Consider the following 21,785-nt stretch of genomic DNA (forward strand, 5'->3'; position numbering starts at 1 on the left):
GTGTCTTTTGCGTAGGGGCAGTGTCTTGTGCTTCTACGTCAGACTCGCTGTACAACGATATTGGTGGCGAAGCCAAAGTGGCTGAAATCGTGGATAATTTCATTTATGAAATTGAGTATGACCCCACTATTCTCGCCTATTTTGAGGGCAGTGACATTGACCGCTTCCGAGCGAAGTTGATTGAACAGTTGTGTATGGTGACTGGCGGCCCGTGTAGCTACAGTGGCGACACCATGGAACAGGTCCACGGAGGCATGAATATCACGGAAACTGACTTTAACCGCACAGTCGACCTGTTAATTAATGCGATGAACAAGGCCGGCGTCAGTCACAGACACCAAAACCAAATCCTTGCACAGCTAGCGCCAATGCGTTCGCAAATGTTGTATAAATAATAAACGTCGACAATGGCAAAAAACTTGCAGATACTTAGTGCGAAGACCATTTTTTATTAAAAAAAGGACGTGACCATGGATATTATTCGTATAATTTTGTCAATTTTACTGCCGCCACTGGGGGTGTTTCTTCAGGTCGGTATCGGCGCACAGTTTTGGATTAATATCCTGCTAACGCTTTTAGGTTATATTCCGGGCATTATTCATGCTGTCTGGATTATTGCGCGCCGCTAGGATCTTTTAAACGATTAAAGGCGATGTCGATAGCGGCATCGTCTTTTTGAACCAGAGGTTCTGTTTTAAGCAAATCTCTTGTTGCGATTGCATGACCGAACAACATGCCGTGGTATCGCCCATTTGTTTGCCCGTTAAGTACATCCAGACATAGCAATATGTGCAATCCGATAGCAACGTGTTTTTTCCCGGCCTGACGGATTTGGTCAAAAGACTTATCAACTACCCCCTCAAACGTGAACGTACGACGCTTTAACCACTTACTGGTGCTTTCATTAATCACGCACTCATGAGGGAACTCTCGTCGCGACATCAATATGCAGGCTGATGTCAGTCTGTCCAGGCAGGTAATTGCGGTAAACGGATCGTTAATTCCCGGCGACAGCGCTCGTAGTGCTATTTCAACAAGCTGTCCTACTGCGAACTCAGGGTCCTGTATCGGCGTGCGGCTATTACCGATGATAATGTATTGTTCAAACTGCTTTTGCACACTGTCAGGCAGCGGGCAATGGCTATGGACTATAACCACCTCAGCATCAGGAAACACGTGATCTCCACTTCTTCCCAGTACTTCGATACCGGCAACGATATCTGTTCTTACCGTAGTGAGTACATCATAGTTGATGTTCTGAATATAACCTTCCCGAGTCGCTTTTATCACGGTTTGCTCTTCTGCACCGGTAATTAATTCTGACGAGATCGCACGTAGTGATGCCGGAGATTCTGGTTTAGGTAACAACGCCGAAATATCTCTGCACAGTTCTTCAAAACACCGTTTAATGACATGATCTGCCTGAATAGAAGTAGAAACATGGTGGATAAAATAAATTATCACCACAACATCAATAACCCCTAGCACCACGGAAACTGCGCACAGTAATGAAATGGCGTCCTGATTTTCCTGAATTGAGCTGATGTGATGCAGCGATATCATACAAAACAGGAACGTGGATACCAGTGTACCCAACACAACCTGTGTGCCCCTGTCATTCATGAATGTGCGGATAAGTCTCGGGCCAAACTGAGAGGATGCTAGCGTCAACGCCACCAGGGTCATCGAAAACGCAATACTGGTGGCAGTAATAATCGCGGTGGCAAGCGTACTTAAAAGTTGCATCGCGCCGGACTGGGTAACCAGCGGGACAAAGAAAAGTAAAGAGTCGGGCAGGGTTGCTCGTTGAACAATAAACAAGCAGGCGCCACAAATAATACCAGAGGCCAGCATCATACAAATGGGAATAAACCAGTAACTGGTGCTAAGCGATTCCCAATATGGCTTGAGCCTGTCAGATAGCGATGTCAGATTCAACGGGGAGAACTACCTTTTACGGCGAATAGAGCTGAAGAACGAAAATACCAGTGAAATCGCCAGTAGAATAGCAAAAATATAAAATAAAAACTGGGCTATCGCTGTTGCGGTGCCTGCAGCACCGCCGAACCCGAATATGGCCAGCACAATAGCCGCGATAAGAAAGATAACAGCCCACGTCAACATAATGGCTTCTCCTTTGCGTTGCGCGAAATTAGACATGCCCGCGACAATGTCGCAGGCATTTCTTCATGACTAGGAATGCAACTCTTCTTTCATCTCATCCCGGTAATCGCCGGCGAGTTTCTGTTTTTCCTGTTCGTTAAGTAACCTTCCTGCAACCTGGAAAAACTCTTGTTCTTCATCTGCAAGGTGGTGCTCAACTTTTTCACGTAACGCTTTCAGGTGGTGTAACCACGCTGGTGAGCTCATGTCCGTGTCATCCAGTTTCTCAATCAGCTCATCAATCTCGTGATGTTCAGCAATACCGTGACGAGATAACTCTACGGCCGGATCCTGCTTCATCAGCGGTGAATAAAAGTGCCTTTCTTCTGCTACAGCATGACTTTCAAGCTGCTCTTTAAGTTCCTGGTAGTACTCGCGTCTGGCCGGCGTATCGCCACTGGTTTCAGCTAAGATTTTCAGTAGTAAACGCTGTTTTTCATGATCCTGACGTAGAGCTTCGAAAATTTTCATGACTTTCTCCGTTCAACAATAAAAAGAATGCGTACTTACTCTATTGCGAGAAACGTTCCAAAAAATAGGAATGGTAACCCTTTGTTATCATTGTGTTTTATTTTTCTTTCTGCATGGTACATTTCAAATACCGTGCATCAATTACAAGCTGGCAGCACATTTTGCTGCTATACACCCTGAGCAACCATTGCTGTGGCCAGGCGTCGGAATGCTGCGATGTTGGCTCCCCGGCTATAGTTTATCCATCCGGAATCCTGACCTTCTTCAACACATTGCTCGTGTATTGATTGCATGATGTCTTTTAATGACTGGTCAAGTTTGTCAAAAGACGAACGACGGAATTTTGCGTTTTGTGACATCTCAAGCCCTGAAAGCGCTACGCCTCCGGCATTTGACGCTTTCCCGGGGACATAAGGTATTTGCGCTTCTGCAAATGCACGCTGAGCATCGTCAGTGCAGGGCATATTAGCGCCTTCAAGCACATACTGGCAGCCGTTGTTTAGCAAGGCTTTTGCATCTTCTCCATCAAGCTCATTCTGTGTTGCACAGGGGAGGGCGATATCCGTTTTCACATTCCATGGCGTTTTGTCACTAATCCATTCACCGCCATAGTTGTCTGCCAGCGCACAAAGCACATTATCTTCGCTCTTCTTGTTGGCAATTGCCCACTGGATCATGTCCTGACTGAGCCCGTTTTCATTGAAATAATACCCACGGCTGTTCGATAGTGTAATGACTTTGCCTTCCAGTTCGGTGGCTTTTAACGCGGCATGCAACGCAACATTTCCGGCACCTGAGATCACAATTCGTTTAGCTGCCATCGAGTCTTCATGGGTGTCCAATACGCATTGCAGCATGTAAATCAGGCCAAATCCGGTTGCCTCTGTACGAACATGGCTGCCACCAAACTCAAGGTGCTTTCCGGTGATAGCCCCTTCGAACCGGTTTTCGAGGCGCCTGTACGCGCCATACAGGTATCCGATTTCACGATTTCCAACATTAATGTCTCCTGCCGGAACATCGGTATTAGGACCAATATGTCGATGAAGCTCCATCATGAATGCCTGGCAGAAACGCATGATTTCCGCGTCAGATCGACCTTTTGGATTAAAGTTACTGCCGCCTTTCGCGCCCCCCATTGGTAGACCGGTCAGGGCATTTTTGAATGTCTGCTCAAAAGCCAGAAATTTAAGGATGGACGTGTTTACTGTGGGGTGAAAGCGCAGCCCACCTTTGTAAGGGCCGATAAGACCGCAATGCTGTACACGCCAGCCCTGGTGGACTTCGACTTCATTATTGTCGTTTTGCCAGAAAATAGAAAACTGGATGATTCGTTCGGGTACACACAGGCGGGTAACAACGTTATGTTGCTTGTACTCATCATGAACATGATAAACCGGCAAAATGTCTTTCACGATTTCCCGAACAGCCTGATGATATTCGGGTTCATTAGGGTAATTGGTTTCCAGCCAGGAAATCAGTGTGTCGTACTGCGACTCATTTGACATAATTTCGAGCACCTGTTGTTTAGATGTTTTCGCCTTGCAAGCAAATCGTTGCAGCCCGCCATTTACTACCAGTCACAGTGACGTAGCGATCACTAATTATCGACGGCGTCACTGTCTTTACTGATAAAAACATTAAGGTTTTCCGGTACCGTGCTTATGGTTAATGTGTCAGTGCTCTGAATTTCTCCATCAAGCGCATACTCCATTTTGCGGGGTAAGGTAATACGCACTGATTTCGCCTGTTTGTGACGTATTCGGTTTGATGATTTCTTTGCGTCGCTGGACAGAAACACCAGTTCAGCTAAAGACAGGAACTGCGTTTCGGAAGAATCCTGTGGTTCCAGCCAGGTGATATCCAGTTTACCGTCGGTCACGCTGGGAATGTCTCCACCCTGAGCCAGTGCGGTGGTAAGCGGCGCGGCATTAGCGATAACCAGACTTGGCGAGTGCAGGATAACTGGCTCTTCGTCTTCGAACTGAACTTCAAACTCCTGCGCTTCGTTTTTGCTAATGGCATCCCACAGCCCTCGCAGGTAGGCAAACTGGCCGCCGGCATTTTTTTCGTCTCTGTCCGCACTGGAAATCATTTGTTGCTCAAAACCCAGTGCTGCCACCAGAAGCATCAGCTTGTCATTACAGATAGCCGTATCAATGGCCGTACTATGACCGTCAACGATGATATCGCAGGCTGTACCAACGGGCATTAGTTTGCTGGAATAGCCATGTAGTACCTGGCTTAGCGCATTTGCGGTGCCCAGGGGAATAAGACCCAGTGTCGCTTTTGTGCCTTCCAGGGCTCGTGCGACTTCAGTGATCGTCCCGTCACCGCCACAGGCCACAACAATATCGGCGCCTTGATTTACCGCTTTAGCCGCCAGTTGCTCCGCGCTAATCGATTCAGTTGTTTCGAACACGGTCACGCGAAAATGTGGATTAAGCTGAGCAAGAATATCGTTTTTTTCCTCTGGCCATTTGCCTCCCCCGGCAACCGGATTCGCTATCAGTGCCAGGCCTCTGGTCAATTTTAGCCGCCCACCTTGCTTAACTTTTCTTAATGAATGGAGTTGGCGTTTATTGAGGCGAGCCGTTTCCCGCACCGACTGAATGCGGTTGAGCGCATCAATGACTGACAGCGTTTCGTCACGAGCCAGTAAATACGCGGCCATGACCAGAACTGAACGCCCTCTGCCGAGCGCGCAGTGAACAACCACTTTGTGGTTATTTTTTAGTTGTTGGTCAATCCAGTTAATTGCGGTGTTCAGTTGCTCCGGACTGGGGCTGGTATGGTCGAGAACAGGGATGTTCAGGTACTGACAATCCCATTGGTATGCGGTCCAGTCTAAACCGTCAAATTCAGCTGTCACATCAAGGATGGCATCCACCCCATACTCTGTAAGCGTTTCAATGTCATTGCCGGACAGACGGCAAGCCAGAAAAAGCTGCTCGTCAATTTTCTGTATTGCGGGCACTTTATCGGTTTTTCTTGCCCAGCTGTTGTAAGCGCCCGTTCCCAGCAAAAACGGAATAAAGACCCAACGGATGTAGATAGGAATAGAGCCGTCCTCGCGTTTCCTGAACAACTCAGGGTAATTCAGAAGATAAGCACTACTTACAGCAATTAATGAAAAGCACGTCCAGCCAAACAAAATTTTCAATAACCAGACAGGAATAAACCAGGTGAGTAAGCCGGCCACAATTGCACCGAGTACGTACCATTTCACCATTTTCATTCCAAAACCTCCTTATTATCATTTATCCAAATGACTGAACTTCTGAGACAACTTGTCAGTACCAAGGGAAGTATCCCATTTACTATCGAAATGAGCGTTTTACATGACTTCAGAAACTCGCAGACATATTGTAAATTTCGTCTGGTTTCAGGCCATCTGGTTGCTCGCAATCCTTTTCCAGTACGAATACCTCTGGTTAGTTGGACTACTTTTATTCGCTTTTTTTATTTTCAGTGACGACCCTCGGTGCGATGGCATCTTGATACTTGGTGTGATTATCGTTGGTCTCGTGGTAGACGGAGCGCTTACTCTCAGTGGTGTTTTCACCTTCACAACGCCGAATTATGGTTTAGTCATACCCTGGTGGTTATTGGCACTCTGGGCTGGCTTCGCCGGCACATTGCGGCACAGTTTGGGATACTTCAGAAATCATTTTTGGGTGTCTGTTGCCGGCGGTGCGATCTTTGGCCCTGTAAGCTATGCAGCGGGAGCAAGGCTTGGCGCCGTTGAGTTCGAAATGGGCATGACAACAACAATGCTCATCCTTAGTCCTATTTGGGCCATCATATTTCCATTCGCTGTCTGGTTGAGCAAACGGGCAGAGTCAGTGTGGTCAGAAACATCTAACACTTCATCAGCAAAACAGGGAGATTCGTAATGACTAAAACCGTTTTTGTGACCGGCGGCAACCGGGGGATCGGACTAGAAGTAGTCAGAGGCTTTGCCAAAGCAGGCTATAAGGTTCTCTTGGGATGCAGAGATGAGGATGCAGGCAACGAAGTCAAAGAAGACATTGTGGGTGGAGATGTACACGTTGTAGAAATCAGCCTGAACAATGAACAGGCTATCATTGACCCGTTCGTACGTGCCGAGGCGGTTTTTGGAGGGATTGATATTCTGGTAAACAATGCCGGCGTCATGGAGGACAGTGAGTTATCCTCGCTCTCACTGGATGATTTCAACAGCACAATGCAAGTGAACGTGAACGCACCGCTAACGCTCATTCAGCAAGTGTTGCCAGGAATGAAAGAGCGAGGCTTTGGTCGGATCATCAATGTGTCATCAGGCTGGGGATCATTTCATGAGGGCATGGAGGGGCCACTTGCGTACGCGGTAAGTAAAGCTGCGCTGAATGCGCTGACTAAAAACGTTGCCGGGTCATTGGATGGTGATAGCAATGTCACCATAAACAGCGTTTGTCCCGGCTGGGTGCATACGCGGATGGGGGGATCTGATGCCCCACGGTCGCCGGAAAAAGGGGCTGACACGATTGTTTGGCTGGGTACGCTGGAAGACGATAAACCTAACGGAAAATTTTTCCGAGATAAAAAAGAGATTAACTGGTAAACGTGTTGCCCGGATGGAGCTGATTATCACGTTGGTGGCATGCTCCTTCTCTGGTTAATTTCGGCATATACGGCAAACAGGGTTAAGGTAATAAAAAGGACAGCATTAAAACATGCTGCCCGCGTCACTTTTGCCATTAATGGAACATTCACTTCACCGCTTCAACAACCTTGTTGCTGCTTTTGCTAAGCGCTTCTGTGACTGTTTTTACAGACTGGCTATCTTTCAGATTGATAATAAGTGCGTATCGACGTTCCTTTACAGCATGACGTACGGTGTTAATAATTTCCGTCCTGTCTGGGCGCAGTCCAATCAGACCTGCGATGAAAAGCCCGATGAAAAGTCCCGGACTAATAAGTGCAATGTAAGTGAACAATGGATTCTGCTGTGTGAGGGCAGGTCCAAACTGAGTTAGAAAGAAAGCCGCAATCAAGCCGGCAACAAGGCCTGCTCCACCGAGCGCCAGATGCGAGTGCCACATCGATTTTCCAATGGGCTTACTTGGTCCCTCAAGCTTCTGACTGAGCTTGTTATCATTTGGGTCGACCAAGGTTATCTGACTTGCCTTCACGGCGGTGTTTTTCGTCAGTTCACTAGCCGAATTACTCGCCTCCTGTTGGGAGTTAAATATAGCTGCGACCTGTGTATGCTTTGCAGAAATAAGTTCTGCGCGAAAGTTTTCATGATCCGTTACGGTATTCATTGCTCCTCCTCAGCATTTTCGCTTGAATTTGAGACTAAAATCGAACCCGTTCTTTATGCTGTCAATAGTGTTAACACTGATAGGTTCTACGCTCGATAGCGTCTGGGAGATCGGTTCCGTTGTCTCCATTGATACATAATGCAGCGAAACGATACCTCGCTGTATCTGTAGCATGACTGCATATTATAAATACAAAAATCATTCCTGAAGTCGTAACTCAATGAATATGTGAAGAAAAGCAAAATCTGTAGTCTTAAGGCGACGAGCGAAAAGTGGCGTGACAGGAACAATTTATAGAAATCATGAAATTTTTACCTGACGTAGCAGGCAATAGCGCATTGTCGGGGGTATTGCCTTGATATCTGTCTGTTTTTACAAGGTAAATTAGTGGTAACCAACAGGTGTTAATTGGCCCCGGTATTGCAGGTGTAATGATATTGTTAATCGGCCGGCGAAAGTTCAATACTTCTTCAGGTCGACTATGAGGAGAAACAGTATGTCAGCATCACTTGCGGTAATCTGTAATCAACACGGCACAGATACGGATGAGACGACGAGTCGGTTACTTGAAGGCATTACCAGCCAGGGTGTCCGAACCAGTCTTTTCAGTACACAGGACGTAATCACAAATATTGATGAACTGGAGCAGTTCAGTGGCTTTGTATTTGAAGCTGAGTCGAGTCAGTCACTGGACAAAATCATTGATGCCTTTAACGGTGCGTCTGCGCTGAAGAACAAGGCGGGCCTGTGGCGGGATAAGTTGGCTGCAGGGTTTAGCCATAGTGCGCATTCTGCAGCGGTGTCACTTCGGGCAATGATTGACTTCTCGTTTTTCTGTAACAGTCAGAATATGATTTGGTTATCATCAGGCATTGAGAGCATGGAAGCCGAACACATAGCGAATAAAGTGACATCTTCTGTTGGCAATGCCCCAATCCTCGATAATGTTATGTACCAGGCTTATCGACATGGCCAGTACCTCGCCCGTGTCGCAAGACAATGGCAACCTGATTGTTAATCGACAATGGCTGCAGTAGAGCAGGATATTGAACGCAAGAGAGTTGGGCGAGGCTTTGCCTATTATTACGACTCGGGAAGAAAAGTCACCAGCCAGCGCGTACTAAAGCGAATCGACAAACTTGTTGTCCCTCCTAATTGGAAAAATGTTCGCATCGCACGATCTGCCAGCGCCGATTTACAGGCTGTTGGTTTTGATGCTAAAAATCGCAAGCAATACATTTATCATGAGCAATGGCACAAAAAGCGACAACAAGAAAAATTTAAACGGTTATCCGAATTCAGTAACGCCCTTCCTGAGTTTAGAAAACGTTGCTGGGATTGGGTAGAGCAATCAGATTGGACCCCTCAACGCAGTCTTGCACTTATTTGTCTGTTACTGGACCACACCGGTCTGCGAGCTGGCAACCGTCAGTACACCAGAAAAAATAATACCTTCGGTTTAACGACGCTCAGGCGAAAGCATTTTGTACATGACGAGCAAGGTGTTCACCTTGCGTTTGTAGGCAAGCACAATAAACCGCGTGACGTGACGGTAGACGATCCCAGATTGGCGGAACTTGTATCACAAAGCGCGGAAGCCAGAGGATATGCGCTATTTCGTTATACCGACGATAATGGTCAGTGGCATGATATCGACAGTGACGATGTGAACGCTTTTATTCATGAGAACCTTGATCCTCAATTCAGCGCTAAAGACTTCCGAACCTGGACTGCAAGCCGGTACGCGCTCCTCAGTTTGCCGGAATTGGAAGCCATACTGCAGAAGCAGCGACAGCGCAAATGGTCTACGACACTGACTAAGCATGTCGCGCAAATGTTGGGTAATACGCCCTCAGTTTGCCGCCAATATTACCTTCATCCGAAATTGTATGAGACCGTCGATAATGCGGAAAAGCGTCGGTACCTGCTAGAACAAACGAAAGGGTGTATACCTGGTGAATTGATCGACGATCAGGCTATAGGTGCTATTGAGAAGGTACTTTTCGAAGTTATTGATCCTGATTAATCCTCAATATAAAAGCAGGATTATATTGAATAAAAATGAATGTAACTTTACTTTAAATACACTCAGTTGTGATTGAAACTTTGTTTCACAGTGATCGTGAAACATTTGTTTCTTTATATAAAACAATGTCTTAATAATTCCTTTTTATAATTTTGTTGTTTATCGGGTGTTTGGGTAAAAATACGCGAAAAGCCAGTGTTTGCGCGGGTTGCCGAAATATTGAGCTTGAAATAATCTTCGTTAACCTTATATAATTAGAGCTCTAATGATTAGCGTTCTTTGAATTTTTGAATTTCAGGGCGCTTAACGTAGTAATAAGAGGTGCATAAGTTACATGCAAGTAGAAGGATACATCTCGTTGGCACTTTATTTCCTGGCAATGCTGGGAATTGGCTTATTCGCATACCGACAGTCCACCAGTGATATTTCCGGATATATACTGGGAGGGAGGCAAGTCAGTCCGCAGGTAACAGCATTATCTGCCGGCGCATCCGACATGAGCGGTTGGATGCTGATGGGGCTGCCCGGAGCGATGTTCGTTACTGGTTTCGATGCGATGTACATTGCAATTGGCCTGTTAGCAGGTGCGCTAGCCAACTATTTACTGGTTGCGCCAAAACTTCGGGTTTATACCGAAGTGGCTGATGATTCACTAACTGTTCCGGAGTTTTTTGCAAAGCGGTTCGGAAAGTCCAGTGCATCTGTTCGCATGGTGTCTGCCGCTATTATTGTCATGTTTTTCACGTTGTATACATCTGCGGGACTAGTTGCCGGCGGAAAGCTTTTTGAAAGTGCGTTCGGTGTTGAATATCAGTGGGGCTTAGTGATCACATTAGGTGTCGTTGTCTCGTATACACTGCTGGGCGGATTCCTTGCAGTCAGCATGACGGATTTTGTACAGGGGTGCATTATGTTTATTGCACTAATCCTTGTACCAATCGTTGCCTATACTGAATTTGACAGCCTGGCGCAGATGAATGCATCAGCACTGGAATCTGTGCCGGGATTTTTCGAGTCCTGGGAAGCCTTGACGGCAGTCGGCTTGCTTTCCAGCCTGGCGTGGGGCCTTGGTTACTTTGGACAGCCTCACATAATTGTTCGCTTTATGGCAATTCGTTCTGTCAAGGCAATTGGTACAGCACGAAATATCGGCATGTCCTGGATGACGGTAACGATTATTGGGGCGCTGGGAACCGGGTTCGTCGGCATTGCTTATGCTAATCAGTTTGGCCTGCAAGTTGACGATCCAGAGACTATATTTATTTTGTTCTCTCAATTGTTGTTCCATCCGCTTATCAGTGGCTTCCTGATGGCAGCCATACTGGCAGCAATTATGAGTACCATTTCGTCGCAACTGCTGGTTTCAGCAAGTTCATTGACGGAAGACATTTATCGGGTTTTTTCGAAACAAGAAGTAGATGAAAAAACAACAGTGAAAATCGGACGTTTCGGTGTGGCCGGTGTAGCGATAGTGGCGTTACTGCTGTCTCTGGATTCCTCTAATACTATATTGTCGTTAGTGAGTAATGCCTGGGCAGGATTTGGAGCCGCTTTTGGTCCATTAGTGCTGTTTTGTCTGTATAAAAAGAATTTAACGCATACTGCAGCGTTAGCAGGAATTATTAGTGGTGCTGTAACGGTACTGTTCTGGATATATGCACCGGTGCTGGAAAACGGCGCCACGTTAAGTAGTGTCATATATGAGATTGTACCGGGTTTCATTATCAGCTCAGCAACATTGTGGCTGGTATCTGCTGTCACGTCTTCACCTTCAGATGAGGTTCGTGAGACGTTCGAAGAAGCAGGTCAGCAATTAGCGAATCAACAAGCGTAAGGTGATATAGAGATATGAGTTTTCCAAACTGGAAACGGGTAGTTATAAAAGTAGGGAGTGCGCTGATTGCACCAAATAAACAAGGCTGTAGTAGCCATTATTTGCTGAGCATCGCGCAATTTATTGTCAAATGTCGAGCCAACGGTACGCAGGTGGTACTGGTGTCGTCCGGTTCGGTTGCTGCAGGTTCCCACTTATTTACCGAAGAAGAGAAAACAAATATTGCGGTGAAAAAGGCAATGGCGGCGGCAGGTCAGACAGAGATGATGGCCACGTGGGACAGATTGTTTGATTTTCCCTCTGCGCAAATTCTGCTCACGCACGGCGATTTGCGCGACCGTGAGCGCTATGTCAGCGTTCGCGACACAATCGACAGCCTGCTCGACCACGGGATTCTGCCTATTGTTAATGAAAACGATACGGTAACAACGGATAAGCTGAAAGTTGGTGACAACGATAACCTGTCCGCGATGGTGGCATCGGCTGCAGAGGCTGACGCCCTGATCATCTGTTCTGACATTGACGGGTTATATAATAAGAACCCGCATGAGCACGACGATGCGGAACTGCTTAAGTGGGTTGAAAATATCGATGAGAGTATTTACGCCATGGCGGGCGGTGCCGCTGCAGATGGCGTGGGTACCGGCGGTATGAGAACGAAGATCGAAGCGGCAGAAAAAGCCGTATCACATGGTATCGACACGTTCATTATCAACGGCTTTACTGAACTGTCGTTTAACATGTTGCTGGAGGGTCAGAACCCGGGAACACACTTCCAGCCTTATGACAAACCTATGCAGGAAAACGTGCATTGGATGCGTCACACATCGAATGCGCAGGGTGAAGTCATTGTACAAAGTGATTTTGATGTATCACTGGAAAGTGATGCAGAGCAATTAACAAGTAGTGAAATAATTGGTGTTAAAGGTGAGTTTTCTGTTGGTGACACGATCCTGGTAAGAAAGGACGACGGTACCAAACTGGTGAAAGCGAAATCGAACTACAGCAGTTGTCTGCTGAACTTCATTGCCAAGCAGGACAGTGAAGAGTTCGCCACCGAGTTTGAAGAGAAGACCGGACCGATTATTTCAGAACAGCATATAGCAAATTTGGAGAAAGAATGAGCATCATTACAGAATTAGCACGAGAAGCAAAAACCGCAGCCAAGACACTGGCAGTGCTTGATGAAGCTAAGAAAAATGCGGTTTTAAAAGATATGGCAGAAGCCATTCGTAGCAATACGCAAAAAATCGTAAATGTAAACGTCAAGGAAGTGGAACGCGCGAAGCAAAACAACCTGGACGCTGCGATGGTCGACAGATTGATTCTTAACGAGAGCCGTATTGAAGATATGGCGCAAGGTATAGAGACTATTATCAGTCTGGATGATCCTGTGGGTCAGACACGCTCCATGGGCAAGCGCCCAAACGGCATTGATATTCAGAAAATGCGCATCCCGCTTGGTGTGGTGTGTATGATTTATGAAGCGCGTCCAAATGTGACTGCTGACGCTGGCGCGCTGTGTTTCAAATCGGGTAACGCCGTTATCTTGCGTGGTGGTAAAGAAGCGCTGGATACCAGCCTTGCCATTGCCAATCTGTTGCAGGACGTACTTGAGAAACACGGTTTACCGCGTGCACTGATTACTGTTGTGCCAAACCCGGACCGCGCTTTAATGCAGGAATTGATGGAGCAGCGTGACTATATTGACGTGATCATTCCTCGCGGTGGGGAAGGGTTGATCAATTATGTTACTGACAATGCCAAAGTGCCGGTAATTCAGCACTTTAAAGGGGTTTGCCATCTTTATGTAGATAAAGAGGCTGACCTGGACAATGCGATGGAATTGCTGTTAAACGGCAAGACCCAGCGTACGGGCGTGTGTAACGCGCTTGAAGGTTTGTTAGTTCACAAAGCTGTCGCTGGTGATTTCCTGCCACGTGTAGCCCAGGCATTTAAAGAAAAAGATGTGAAGGTTCACGTCAATCAGGTTGGTGCAGAATATTTTGACGATGCAGATGTGATTGCTGATGACCAATACGGTGAAGAGTACCTGGGATTGGAAATTGCAATTCGTGTCGTTGACGATATCGATATGGCGCTGGACCACATTGCCACATTCGGTAGTAACCACACTGAAGTAATTTCTACCAAAGACACGGCTGCTGCCCAGCGATTCCAGCGTACAGTAGATGCATCCGTGGTAATGGTAAATGCTTCTTCGCGCTTCTCCGACGGCAGCCAGTTGGGGCTCGGTGCTGAAATCGGTATTGCGACCACTAAATTGCACGCCTACGGCCCAATGGGGCTGGAGTCGCTGACAACCGAAAAGTATCTGGTAAATGGCGAAGGTCAAATTCGCGACTAGCGGTTGGCATTGTTCGTCAGAGCACTTTGATTCATAATGAAAAACTCCGGTCAGTGACCGGAGTTTTTTTTATACAGGACTACAGGAGCGCGCGCGTCGATGAAGTATGACATCAATGCATTGTGGCTAGAGGTTTCCGCCTTCATGCTTGATTACAAGCTACTGACTTCAGTGTTGGTAGTAGTATTGCTGCACGTGTTTAAACGGCTCGTACTCAAAGTCATACGCAAGCAAAGCTCAAAGAAAGGCCATGACAGGCGTAATCAGATAAACATTCTCGAACAATTGGGAAATGCATTTATCATTATTGCGCTGATGATGATCTGGTCGTCAGAAATTCAGACGCTGGCCATTTCCATTGCCGCCTTTATGGTGGCGATTGTACTGGCGACCCGCGAGTTCATTCAGTGTTTTATGGGGTTCATTTATTATCTTGGTGCGCGCCCGTTCCGGGTCGGCGACTGGATCCAGATGAACAATATTGTGGGTGAAGTGGTCGAAATGGACTGGGCAAAGACAGCGCTACTGGAGGTTGACCCGGATACGTTTAACTATACCGGTAAGCACGTTTACGTGCCAAACAGCCAGCTCGTCACCCAAACGGTACGGAATCTTAACTTCCTGCGACGCTATAAGCTTCACAGTTTTCAGATTGTGAACGAGCCAACCGTGAACCCGTATCGGATCCTACCGGCATTTTCAGCCAGAGCACAGGCTCATTGCGAGTATTTCCGCGACGTTGCAGAGCGTTATAAAGGGCTTATTGAGCGTCATCTTGAGCAGGAGTTTATTCAAATCGATCCTGATATATTGCTTGAAACGAACGAACTGGCGAAAGTTGTGGTGTCAGTCTCTATATTCTGTCCGACCACAGAAGCGCAGGAACTGCAGTCTAAAATCAGCTCTGACTGGATGAGTTTGTGGTTTAAGGCCATAAAAGAGGATGAAGACCAGATACGGCTAGTGGATGAAGCTTCGGCGTGAGTAGCAAATCGCTACCGGTGTGTTATTGCGGTAATGTCAGGTCATACTGATTTCCCAATCCCGTCGCTGGGTAAAGTGACTTTTCAGAAAGCTCATTTGATCAGCGAGGATACGTCGATTCATCAGGTAAAAACGTTCGTAAACGTTCGGCGTAAACGGCACAGCTAATAACGCCATACCCGCTTCTTCCGGTGTTTTAGCGCCTTTCGCATGATTGCACCGACTGCACGCGGTTGCCACATTTGTCCAGTTATCACGCCCGCCACGAGAACGGGGAAGAATATGGTCACGTGTCAGTTGTGAGACGGGGAAAGTATTACCGCAATACAAACACAGATAGTTGTCTCTGCGAAAAAGGTAGCGGTTAGTCAGGGCAATTTTGCCACTTACGTCCGTAACTTTGCCATCGCAGGCTATAATAGAAGCCAGTCGCAGCGTACTTTGTTCACCAATATGGTTCCATCCGCCGTGCATGACCATGTGATCTGAGCCAAGCTCAAACAACACTTTTTCCTGACAATACAGTCTTGCCGCCTGTTCCGGAGAAACCCATTCCTGCGGCATGCCAGCCTTATTCAAACGAAGTACTAACATAAAACACTCCCAATATGGGGTAGGTGTAACTCTAGCATACCTATTTTTGTTTCAAATAGATGAAAAAATGTACATTATTAAAGAAAAATTATGATTAATGCTGAAAGATACAGGTAATACTTACGACGCCGTCGTCTGTTTGCCGCCTCCGCTGGGTGATGTTAAGGCTTGCCGCAAATGCTGTGCTGGCGCTGCAATGGGAATTAAAGAAAATCCGCGTGAGAAAAAATTTGATAATGGTATTCGCCGGTTTTCATAGCTATACTATGCGCCGCGTTTAAAAGCGATAAATAAAGATTGAAATTAAAGGACAAATAGTGACTCCTATTACAAAATCATTTCAGTATGGACAACATACTGTCACTCTGGAAACAGGCGTAATCGCCCGTCAGGCAACGGCTGCCGTTATGGCCAGCATGGACGATACCGCTGTTCTGGTAACCGTAGTTGGTAAGAAAGAAGCAAAACCTGATCAGGATTTCTTTCCTCTGACTGTTAACTACCAGGAAAAAACATACGCTGCCGGGAAAATTCCGGGTGGCTTTTTCAAACGTGAAGGTCGTCCTTCAGAAGGCGAAACCTTAACCGCTCGTCTGATTGACCGTCCTATCCGTCCACTGTTCCCGGAAGGGTTCAAGAACGAAGTTCAGGTTGTTATTACCGTTGTTTCTGCCAACCCTGAAATTCCAACAGACATCGTGTCTATGATCGGTACCTCAGCCGCGCTGGCAATTTCGGGTATTCCATTCAACGGTCCAATCGGCGCAGCTCGCGTTGGTTATACTGATGGCGAATATCTTCTGAACACCCGTGCTTCTGAGCAGGAAACCAGCGAGCTGGACCTGGTCGTTGCCGGTACAGAAAGCGCAGTGTTGATGGTGGAATCAGAAGCTAACATCCTGTCTGAAGATACCATGCTGGGTGCCGTAATGTACGGGCACGAGCAATTACAGACAGTGGTTAGCGCAGTAAACGAGTTCGCTGCTGAAGTGAACACACCGAAGTGGGACTGGCAGCCAGACGCTGAAAATACTGACCTCAAGAGCAAAATTAAAGCCCTTGCAGAGTCAGGGATGACAGCCGCTTACCAGATTTCTGACAAGATGGAGCGTAAAGACGCAGTAACTGCAGTGACTGAAAAAGCGCTTGCGGATATCATGGCAGAAAACGAAGAGCAGGATAAGAAAGAAGTACTGGACCTGTTGCACGAACTGGAAAGTGACGTTGTTCGTTCACGCATCCTGGCGGGCGAGCCACGAATCGATGGTCGTGATCCGGCGATGATCCGTGCACTGAACGTTGCTACTGGCGTTCTGCCACGTACTCACGGCTCAGCACTGTTTACCCGTGGTGAAACCCAGGCACTGGTTGCTGCCACTCTGGGTACAGAGCGTGATGCACAGATGATTGACGAGCTTGCCGGTAAGCGTGACAGCCGTTTCATGTTGCATTACAACTTCCCTCCATACTGTGTTGGTGAGACGGGTATGATTGGGTCGCCTAAGCGTCGTGAAATTGGTCACGGACGTTTGGCGAAACGTGGTATTCAGGCTGTTATGCCAAGTGAAGAAGAATTCCCGTACGTAGTACGTGTGGTTTCTGAAATCACAGAATCTAACGGTTCGTCTTCGATGGCGTCTGTTTGTGGTACGTCTCTGGCACTGATGGATGCGGGTGTACCGATTAAGGCCTCTGTTGCGGGTATCGCAATGGGTCTGGTGAAAAGTGACGACAACTTTGTGGTTCTGTCTGATATCCTGGGTGACGAAGATCACCTTGGCGACATGGACTTTAAAGTGGCCGGTACGACTGACGGTATCACTGCGCTGCAGATGGATATCAAAATCGAAGGTATCACCAAAGAAATCATGCAGAAGGCATTGAAGCAGGCGAAAGAAGCCCGTCTTCACATCCTGTCTGTTATGGACGAAGCGATTGGCGGTCACCGCGAAGAGCTGAGCGAATTCGCCCCACGCATCTATACCATGAAGATCGATCAGGACAAGATCCGTGATGTTATTGGTAAAGGCGGCGCGATGATTCGTCAAATCACCGAAGAGTCCGATACTAACATCGAGATCGAAGACGACGGTACTATCAAGATCTTCGCCACTGAACGTGCGAAGGCAGATATTGCTATCAGCAAGATTGAGCAGGTTACAGCGGAAATCGAAGTAGGTAAGACATACAACGGTAAAGTAACCCGTATTGTTGACTTCGGTGCGTTCGTTGAAGTTCTGCCAGGTAAAGAAGGTCTGGTTCACATTTCACAAATCGCGCATGAGCGTGTGAATAAAGTGGCTGACTACCTGTCTGAAGGTCAGATGGTTGACGTGAAAGTGATGGAAATTGACCGTCAGAACCGCGTTCGTCTGAGCATCAAAGAACTGCTTGAAAAGCCTGCGCCAAAATCTGACGACGGCGAGTAAGTTCTGGTGCAGGTTGTCTGACCTGCATTGTTCACCGATTTAAAAGGGAGCCTTGCTCCCTTTTTTGATTTTTAAAGGGACGGAAATGGATAAGCAAACACAAACAGAAGTGGAAGCGGCAGTGTTTCGACGTTTAGTGGATCATCTGGACGCAAACAAAGATGTGCAGAATATTGATTTAATGATTCTGGCGGATTTTTGTCGTAACTGTCTTGCGAAATGGTACGCATCTGCGGCACAGGAGCACGGCGAATCAGTAGACTACGACGCGGCCCGCGAAATAGTGTACAAAATGCCGTATTCAGAATGGAAAGAGAAGCACCAGTCACCTGCCACTGAAGAGCAGTTGGCAAAGCTCGCAGAGCGCCAGAAAGGGTAAGAGAAGAGGCCCAGCGAATTAGCGTGCTGTTGCGGCTTGGCTTGTGGCAGCGCTGACTGGCACGTCACTGTGTTATCCGCCGCTCATTTGGACTGCCAAACCATGCTGCTAATGCCTTGTATTAGGGCGTTTGGCGTCCGACATTGATACTGCACAATGATAAGCAGGCTTAAATGCCTTTGCTGGCTATCAGCTTGCTTTTTTCTCAGGTTGGCTGTAGCGAAACGCATGGGGAAGTAGTTCCCCTACAGTAGTCGTGAAGGTATCACCTGTTTTCGTGGCCATAATAACCGGCACAGCATCCCCGGCAAACTCTGCAATTTTCTGTCTGCATCCGCCGCAGGGGAAACAAAACTCGTCATTCGGAGACATAATCACCACGCCATCAAGCGCTTTTCCACCTTTTGCCACCATCATACCAATAGCGGTTGCCTCTGCACATTGTCCAAGAGGGTAGGCTGCATTTTCCACATTACAACCTGCAAAGATGTCGCCGTCGGAAGACAACACCGCAGCACCGACCTGAAAGCCCGAATAGGGAGCATGTGCATTGGATTGTGCCTCAGTGGCTTTTTCAATCAGCGTTGTCATTACATTCTTTTTCATTTTTGATCTCGTAATTGTCATCGTGGCGCTTTACATTACACGCCAAATGCGCCATCGTTGGCGGCATTCATCGCCCGAAGTCGTATTCAAGCGGGACCGGTTTTTTTCATAGGTGAATCCATTTTTAACATGCATAAACTTGTGCGTCCTCTCTTTTTTTCACTCTCCGTCGCGATTCTTGGTGGATGTGCTCAAACGCCATCCAATCATGAACAAACACAGATGGGAAACCTGCTTCTGGCAGAGCCTGCACCAGTAAACCCTCGTTCTCAGGTTGCCATTGCCCGCTACAATCAGATACTCGCAAATGCGCAACTGGCAGAGGAAGATAAGGCTGAACTGCATTTTCAGAGAGGGATGTTATACGACAGCGTGGGTCTGGCAGGCCTCGCTCAGTTCGACTATACCCAGGCGCTTAGTCTCAAGCCGGACCTTGCTCCCGCATACAACTCAATGGGTATTCATTACATTCAGCAGCAGGAATTCGTGCAGGCATACGAAGCCTTTGATTCTACCTTAGACATAGATCCCGACTATGACTTCGCGTTTCTTAATCGGGGTATCGCCCTGTACTACGGCGGTCGTGCGGATTTAGCAGTCAAAGATCTGGATACGTTTCAGGAAAAAGACAACTCCGACCCTTTTCGTGTGCTCTGGGCTTATTTTGCTTACAACGACATCAGTCAGGAGAAAGGTAACGCTTACCTGGTTTCTGTCAGACCGGAACTGGATAACGATCACTGGGCAACCATGCTGGTTGACTTATTCCTTGGCCTGAAATCAGAAAACGACGTTCTGAACTCTCTGATTGACGGCGTAACCAGCCAGAAAGCGCTGACGGACAGGCTTTGTGAGGCGTACTTTTATCTTGGTAAATATCACAGCCAGCAAGGAAACCGTGGGATCGCGTCGAATTATTTTAAACTTGCGCTGAGCACTAACGTGTTTGACTATGTTGAGCATCGCTACGCAAGGCTGGAGCTTGGAAGGCTCAGAAGTACCGATCGCGACCCGGATTAAAGTATCGTATGCGAGGATTAGTTCTGGCAGTGATAGCACTGTTTCTACTTAGCGGCGATACCGGTTTCTCCGTTCCTCAGTTATTGAGGAATGCGGCGCAGGCCAAAAATCCGGCGGCGTTACTCTGGTCAGCGGCGATACAAAGAAACGAATATGCTCAGCAGGCGCTGGTGACGTATGCGGCAGAGAATGACAGTACCTACTGGCTGAACCGGCTGGTGAAAATCGGGAATGCTGACGCGGCCTGGGTATTGTATGAACGCGCGGCACCAGACGAAGATTCCGGCAAATTAATGCGGCTGGCAGCGATGGGTAATGTCCCTGACGCGCAGCTGGCTTATGCCTTGTCGGTAGAGGATCCAGAGCTTCGGGAAACCTGGTTGCTAAAATCTGCCCGACAAGACTATGTGCCGGCACAGGCAGCACTCGCTGACTGGTATCTGTTACAGCAACAGCCTGAGAACGCGAGACCCTGGTTAGAGAAAACCGCCGACCTCGATGCGCAAAGTGCATTTAAATACGGCAGGCTGTTGTGGGAAAGTGGTGAGCACGCGGCGGGAAAAGGTTACCTTGAGAAGGCGGCTGAGCAGGGCCATGAGATGGCCGCATCGCTCGCCAAGATGATAGCGCGTTATCAACCCCGAACCTTCAGTCAGATTACCCCGCGGCAGTGGCCTGAAAATAAACGCTGTTTGCAGCGAATTCAGATATTTGCCACATCGCTTTCTACTATTCAACGGGCTGATGCGTTGTACCAACGATTTCAGCTCGACAAACGTCTTGAACCCTTGCCCATATGTATGCAACCGCCAGTCTGGCTTCAGGGCGACGAGCTGAAGTGTAATGACAACTGGAAACGCAGTGGCCGGCTGGGTTGTGATATCAGGCCGTTATCGGCAGCCGTGAAAAAGCGGGATTTCACCCATGCCGTTATCGTTGCAAAGCAGGGAACCGCGAATACGCATAACGGGGTGATGTTTCTGGATATATCAGATGCATACTCTGTTTTTGTTCATGAGCTGGCGCATTTTGCTGGTTTTGCAGATGAGTATCCTCTGACAAAAGCGGCCGCGAGACGATATTGTGGCCGTGAAGATATTCCTAATCTGGTCTTTGACGGGGCCTTGACCTATCAGCCGGTGACGCGGGTAGGGCAGTGGCAGCAACTTGGCAGTGCCGGCGTCTGGCATGCGAAAACCTGCGAAAGTATTGGCGTTAACGCTTACAAGCCTTCGCGTCAGGTGACTTTTCTTGAGCATCATGACAGCGGTGTGATCCCGGCGTCCTATATACGACTATGGAAAGCACAGCTGGAAGATAAAACCGTTCACCGCCCGGTGTATTTAAACTTATTCCAGTCTTTCCATCAGGGCCAGCAAACGGCAGATGCTGATGAATGGTTAAAACGTTATGAATCCTATCGCGAGGTGTCGGAAGTGGAAGCGGGGGCAGCCGTGTCTGACGTTACCCCCTAGAGCCTGGGTATCTTTGTTCAGTATTTATCCTTGATGCTAAAGCGCACCGGTACCAGGCAGAAGCAGCGTAACTTGACAATCCAAACAGGTGGCTGATATCGCAGTATTAGAACGCTTTAGCTCCAAGCCTTTCAGGCAGCGCCTACAC

General features: G+C 47.7%; 23 protein-coding genes. 15 read left to right on the forward strand and 8 right to left on the reverse strand.

Annotated features, from left to right (window positions below; genetic code table 11):
• Positions 1-20: 20 nt before the first annotated feature.
• Positions 21-395, forward strand: a complete 375-nt coding sequence (locus JKP77_RS07885) for a group I truncated hemoglobin (protein ID WP_338024851.1) — start codon at positions 21-23, stop codon at positions 393-395.
• 75 nt (positions 396-470) lie between these two features.
• Complete coding sequence (locus JKP77_RS07890) at positions 471-629, forward strand: YqaE/Pmp3 family membrane protein (protein ID WP_218310642.1); 159 nt, start codon at positions 471-473, stop codon at positions 627-629.
• On the opposite strand, the gene JKP77_RS07895 is transcribed toward JKP77_RS07890, so the two are convergent.
• The 5 genes from JKP77_RS07895 to JKP77_RS07915 all read right to left on the reverse strand — a co-directional run bounded on the left by JKP77_RS07895 (position 613) and on the right by JKP77_RS07915 (position 5,872).
• Positions 613-1,938 (reverse strand): DUF2254 domain-containing protein, encoded by a 1,326-nt coding sequence (locus JKP77_RS07895; protein WP_218310643.1) that lies wholly within the window; start codon positions 1,936-1,938, stop codon positions 613-615. The genes JKP77_RS07890 and JKP77_RS07895 overlap by 17 nt on opposite strands.
• A 9-nt stretch (positions 1,939-1,947) precedes the next feature.
• Complete coding sequence (locus JKP77_RS07900) at positions 1,948-2,124, reverse strand: DUF1328 family protein (RefSeq protein ID WP_218310644.1); 177 nt, start codon at positions 2,122-2,124, stop codon at positions 1,948-1,950.
• Positions 2,125-2,193: 69 nt separating this feature from the next.
• Positions 2,194-2,634, reverse strand: a complete 441-nt coding sequence (locus JKP77_RS07905; RefSeq protein ID WP_218310645.1) for a hemerythrin domain-containing protein — start codon at positions 2,632-2,634, stop codon at positions 2,194-2,196.
• Between the two features lie 167 nt (positions 2,635-2,801).
• Positions 2,802-4,142, reverse strand: coding sequence for an NADP-specific glutamate dehydrogenase (gdhA, locus tag JKP77_RS07910; protein WP_218310646.1), 1,341 nt, complete (start codon positions 4,140-4,142; stop codon positions 2,802-2,804).
• A gap of 92 nt (positions 4,143-4,234) precedes the next feature.
• On the reverse strand, positions 4,235-5,872 hold the full coding sequence (locus JKP77_RS07915; RefSeq protein WP_218310647.1) for a diacylglycerol kinase family protein: 1,638 nt from the start codon (positions 5,870-5,872) through the stop codon (positions 4,235-4,237).
• Between the two features lie 103 nt (positions 5,873-5,975).
• On the opposite strand from JKP77_RS07915, the gene JKP77_RS07920 reads away from it, so the two are divergent.
• Together JKP77_RS07920 and JKP77_RS07925 are read left to right on the forward strand one after the other, a co-directional pair.
• Positions 5,976-6,530: a DUF2878 domain-containing protein gene (locus tag JKP77_RS07920; RefSeq protein WP_218310648.1), complete on the forward strand. Its 555-nt coding sequence runs from the start codon at positions 5,976-5,978 to the stop codon at positions 6,528-6,530.
• Positions 6,530-7,219: an SDR family NAD(P)-dependent oxidoreductase gene (locus JKP77_RS07925; protein ID WP_218310649.1), complete on the forward strand. Its 690-nt coding sequence runs from the start codon at positions 6,530-6,532 to the stop codon at positions 7,217-7,219. Before JKP77_RS07920 ends, JKP77_RS07925 begins: the two co-directional genes overlap by 1 nt.
• 148 nt (positions 7,220-7,367) lie before the next feature.
• Here the strand turns inward: JKP77_RS07925 and JKP77_RS07930 are convergent, their stop codons facing one another.
• Positions 7,368-7,922, reverse strand: coding sequence for a hypothetical protein (locus JKP77_RS07930; RefSeq protein ID WP_218310650.1), 555 nt, complete (start codon positions 7,920-7,922; stop codon positions 7,368-7,370).
• A gap of 496 nt (positions 7,923-8,418) precedes the next feature.
• Between JKP77_RS07930 and JKP77_RS07935 the strand changes: the two genes are divergently transcribed.
• From JKP77_RS07935 to JKP77_RS07960, 6 genes are all read left to right on the forward strand, one after another.
• The gene (locus JKP77_RS07935; protein WP_218310651.1) at positions 8,419-8,940 is read left to right on the forward strand and encodes a hypothetical protein; all 522 of its coding nucleotides are present in this window, start codon (positions 8,419-8,421) and stop codon (positions 8,938-8,940) included.
• A 6-nt stretch (positions 8,941-8,946) separates the two neighbouring features.
• Positions 8,947-9,948 carry a DNA topoisomerase IB gene (locus tag JKP77_RS07940; RefSeq protein WP_218310652.1) on the forward strand — a complete coding sequence of 334 codons (1,002 nt, stop codon included), beginning with the start codon at positions 8,947-8,949 and terminating at the stop codon, positions 9,946-9,948.
• Between the two features lie 334 nt (positions 9,949-10,282).
• Entirely contained in the window at positions 10,283-11,782 is a 1,500-nt protein-coding gene (gene putP / locus JKP77_RS07945; RefSeq protein ID WP_218310653.1) for a sodium/proline symporter PutP, read from the forward strand.
• A 14-nt stretch (positions 11,783-11,796) separates the two neighbouring features.
• On the forward strand, positions 11,797-12,906 hold the full coding sequence (proB, locus tag JKP77_RS07950) for a glutamate 5-kinase (RefSeq protein ID WP_218310654.1): 1,110 nt from the start codon (positions 11,797-11,799) through the stop codon (positions 12,904-12,906).
• Positions 12,903-14,150: a glutamate-5-semialdehyde dehydrogenase gene (locus tag JKP77_RS07955; RefSeq protein ID WP_218310655.1), complete on the forward strand. Its 1,248-nt coding sequence runs from the start codon at positions 12,903-12,905 to the stop codon at positions 14,148-14,150. The genes proB and JKP77_RS07955 overlap by 4 nt, the downstream gene beginning before the upstream one ends.
• Before the next feature lie 99 nt (positions 14,151-14,249).
• Positions 14,250-15,134 carry a mechanosensitive ion channel family protein gene (locus JKP77_RS07960; RefSeq protein ID WP_246601130.1) on the forward strand — a complete coding sequence of 295 codons (885 nt, stop codon included), beginning with the start codon at positions 14,250-14,252 and terminating at the stop codon, positions 15,132-15,134.
• A 36-nt stretch (positions 15,135-15,170) separates the two neighbouring features.
• On the opposite strand, the gene JKP77_RS07965 is transcribed toward JKP77_RS07960, so the two are convergent.
• Positions 15,171-15,728 carry an HNH endonuclease gene (locus tag JKP77_RS07965; protein WP_218310656.1) on the reverse strand — a complete coding sequence of 186 codons (558 nt, stop codon included), beginning with the start codon at positions 15,726-15,728 and terminating at the stop codon, positions 15,171-15,173.
• Between the two features lie 97 nt (positions 15,729-15,825).
• Between JKP77_RS07965 and JKP77_RS07970 the strand changes: the two genes are divergently transcribed.
• From JKP77_RS07970 to JKP77_RS07980, 3 genes are all read left to right on the forward strand, one after another.
• Entirely contained in the window at positions 15,826-15,987 is a 162-nt protein-coding gene (locus tag JKP77_RS07970) for a hypothetical protein (RefSeq protein WP_218310657.1), read from the forward strand.
• Between the two features lie 58 nt (positions 15,988-16,045).
• A complete protein-coding gene (gene pnp / locus JKP77_RS07975; protein ID WP_218310658.1) occupies positions 16,046-18,157 on the forward strand; it encodes a polyribonucleotide nucleotidyltransferase in 2,112 nt (703 codons plus the stop codon).
• A gap of 85 nt (positions 18,158-18,242) precedes the next feature.
• On the forward strand, positions 18,243-18,536 hold the full coding sequence (locus tag JKP77_RS07980; protein WP_218310659.1) for a DUF1244 domain-containing protein: 294 nt from the start codon (positions 18,243-18,245) through the stop codon (positions 18,534-18,536).
• Between the two features lie 189 nt (positions 18,537-18,725).
• Here the strand turns inward: JKP77_RS07980 and cdd are convergent, their stop codons facing one another.
• Positions 18,726-19,142 carry a cytidine deaminase gene (gene cdd / locus JKP77_RS07985; RefSeq protein ID WP_218310660.1) on the reverse strand — a complete coding sequence of 139 codons (417 nt, stop codon included), beginning with the start codon at positions 19,140-19,142 and terminating at the stop codon, positions 18,726-18,728.
• Positions 19,143-19,271: 129 nt separating this feature from the next.
• Between cdd and nlpI the strand changes: the two genes are divergently transcribed.
• Both nlpI and JKP77_RS07995 read left to right on the forward strand, forming a co-directional pair.
• The gene (gene nlpI / locus JKP77_RS07990) at positions 19,272-20,162 is read left to right on the forward strand and encodes a lipoprotein NlpI (protein ID WP_218310661.1); all 891 of its coding nucleotides are present in this window, start codon (positions 19,272-19,274) and stop codon (positions 20,160-20,162) included.
• Between the two features lie 8 nt (positions 20,163-20,170).
• The gene (locus tag JKP77_RS07995) at positions 20,171-21,637 is read left to right on the forward strand and encodes a tetratricopeptide repeat protein (RefSeq protein ID WP_218310662.1); all 1,467 of its coding nucleotides are present in this window, start codon (positions 20,171-20,173) and stop codon (positions 21,635-21,637) included.
• Positions 21,638-21,785 lie beyond the last annotated feature (148 nt).

Origin of the sequence: Alteromonas antoniana, assembly GCF_019249295.1 — a bacterium.
Classification (GTDB): Bacteria; Pseudomonadota; Gammaproteobacteria; order Enterobacterales; family Alteromonadaceae; genus Alteromonas; species Alteromonas antoniana.

Coding starts and splice junctions, on each gene's coding strand:
- JKP77_RS07940 (WP_218310652.1), top strand. CDS start 8,947: ATGGCTGCAGTAGAGCAGGATATTGAACGCAAGAGAGTTGGGCGAGGC.
- JKP77_RS07955 (WP_218310655.1), top strand. CDS start 12,903: ATGAGCATCATTACAGAATTAGCACGAGAAGCAAAAACCGCAGCCAAG.
- proB (WP_218310654.1), top strand. CDS start 11,797: ATGAGTTTTCCAAACTGGAAACGGGTAGTTATAAAAGTAGGGAGTGCG.
- gdhA (WP_218310646.1), bottom strand. CDS start 4,142: ATGTCAAATGAGTCGCAGTACGACACACTGATTTCCTGGCTGGAAACC.
- JKP77_RS07980 (WP_218310659.1), top strand. CDS start 18,243: ATGGATAAGCAAACACAAACAGAAGTGGAAGCGGCAGTGTTTCGACGT.
- JKP77_RS07890 (WP_218310642.1), top strand. CDS start 471: ATGGATATTATTCGTATAATTTTGTCAATTTTACTGCCGCCACTGGGG.
- JKP77_RS07925 (WP_218310649.1), top strand. CDS start 6,530: ATGACTAAAACCGTTTTTGTGACCGGCGGCAACCGGGGGATCGGACTA.
- JKP77_RS07930 (WP_218310650.1), bottom strand. CDS start 7,922: ATGAATACCGTAACGGATCATGAAAACTTTCGCGCAGAACTTATTTCT.
- JKP77_RS07900 (WP_218310644.1), bottom strand. CDS start 2,124: ATGTTGACGTGGGCTGTTATCTTTCTTATCGCGGCTATTGTGCTGGCC.
- JKP77_RS07960 (WP_246601130.1), top strand. CDS start 14,250: ATGAAGTATGACATCAATGCATTGTGGCTAGAGGTTTCCGCCTTCATG.
- putP (WP_218310653.1), top strand. CDS start 10,283: ATGCAAGTAGAAGGATACATCTCGTTGGCACTTTATTTCCTGGCAATG.
- JKP77_RS07970 (WP_218310657.1), top strand. CDS start 15,826: ATGCTGAAAGATACAGGTAATACTTACGACGCCGTCGTCTGTTTGCCG.
- JKP77_RS07935 (WP_218310651.1), top strand. CDS start 8,419: ATGTCAGCATCACTTGCGGTAATCTGTAATCAACACGGCACAGATACG.
- cdd (WP_218310660.1), bottom strand. CDS start 19,142: ATGAAAAAGAATGTAATGACAACGCTGATTGAAAAAGCCACTGAGGCA.
- JKP77_RS07920 (WP_218310648.1), top strand. CDS start 5,976: ATGACTTCAGAAACTCGCAGACATATTGTAAATTTCGTCTGGTTTCAG.
- JKP77_RS07995 (WP_218310662.1), top strand. CDS start 20,171: ATGCGAGGATTAGTTCTGGCAGTGATAGCACTGTTTCTACTTAGCGGC.
- JKP77_RS07965 (WP_218310656.1), bottom strand. CDS start 15,728: ATGTTAGTACTTCGTTTGAATAAGGCTGGCATGCCGCAGGAATGGGTT.
- nlpI (WP_218310661.1), top strand. CDS start 19,272: ATGCATAAACTTGTGCGTCCTCTCTTTTTTTCACTCTCCGTCGCGATT.
- JKP77_RS07915 (WP_218310647.1), bottom strand. CDS start 5,872: ATGAAAATGGTGAAATGGTACGTACTCGGTGCAATTGTGGCCGGCTTA.
- JKP77_RS07905 (WP_218310645.1), bottom strand. CDS start 2,634: ATGAAAATTTTCGAAGCTCTACGTCAGGATCATGAAAAACAGCGTTTA.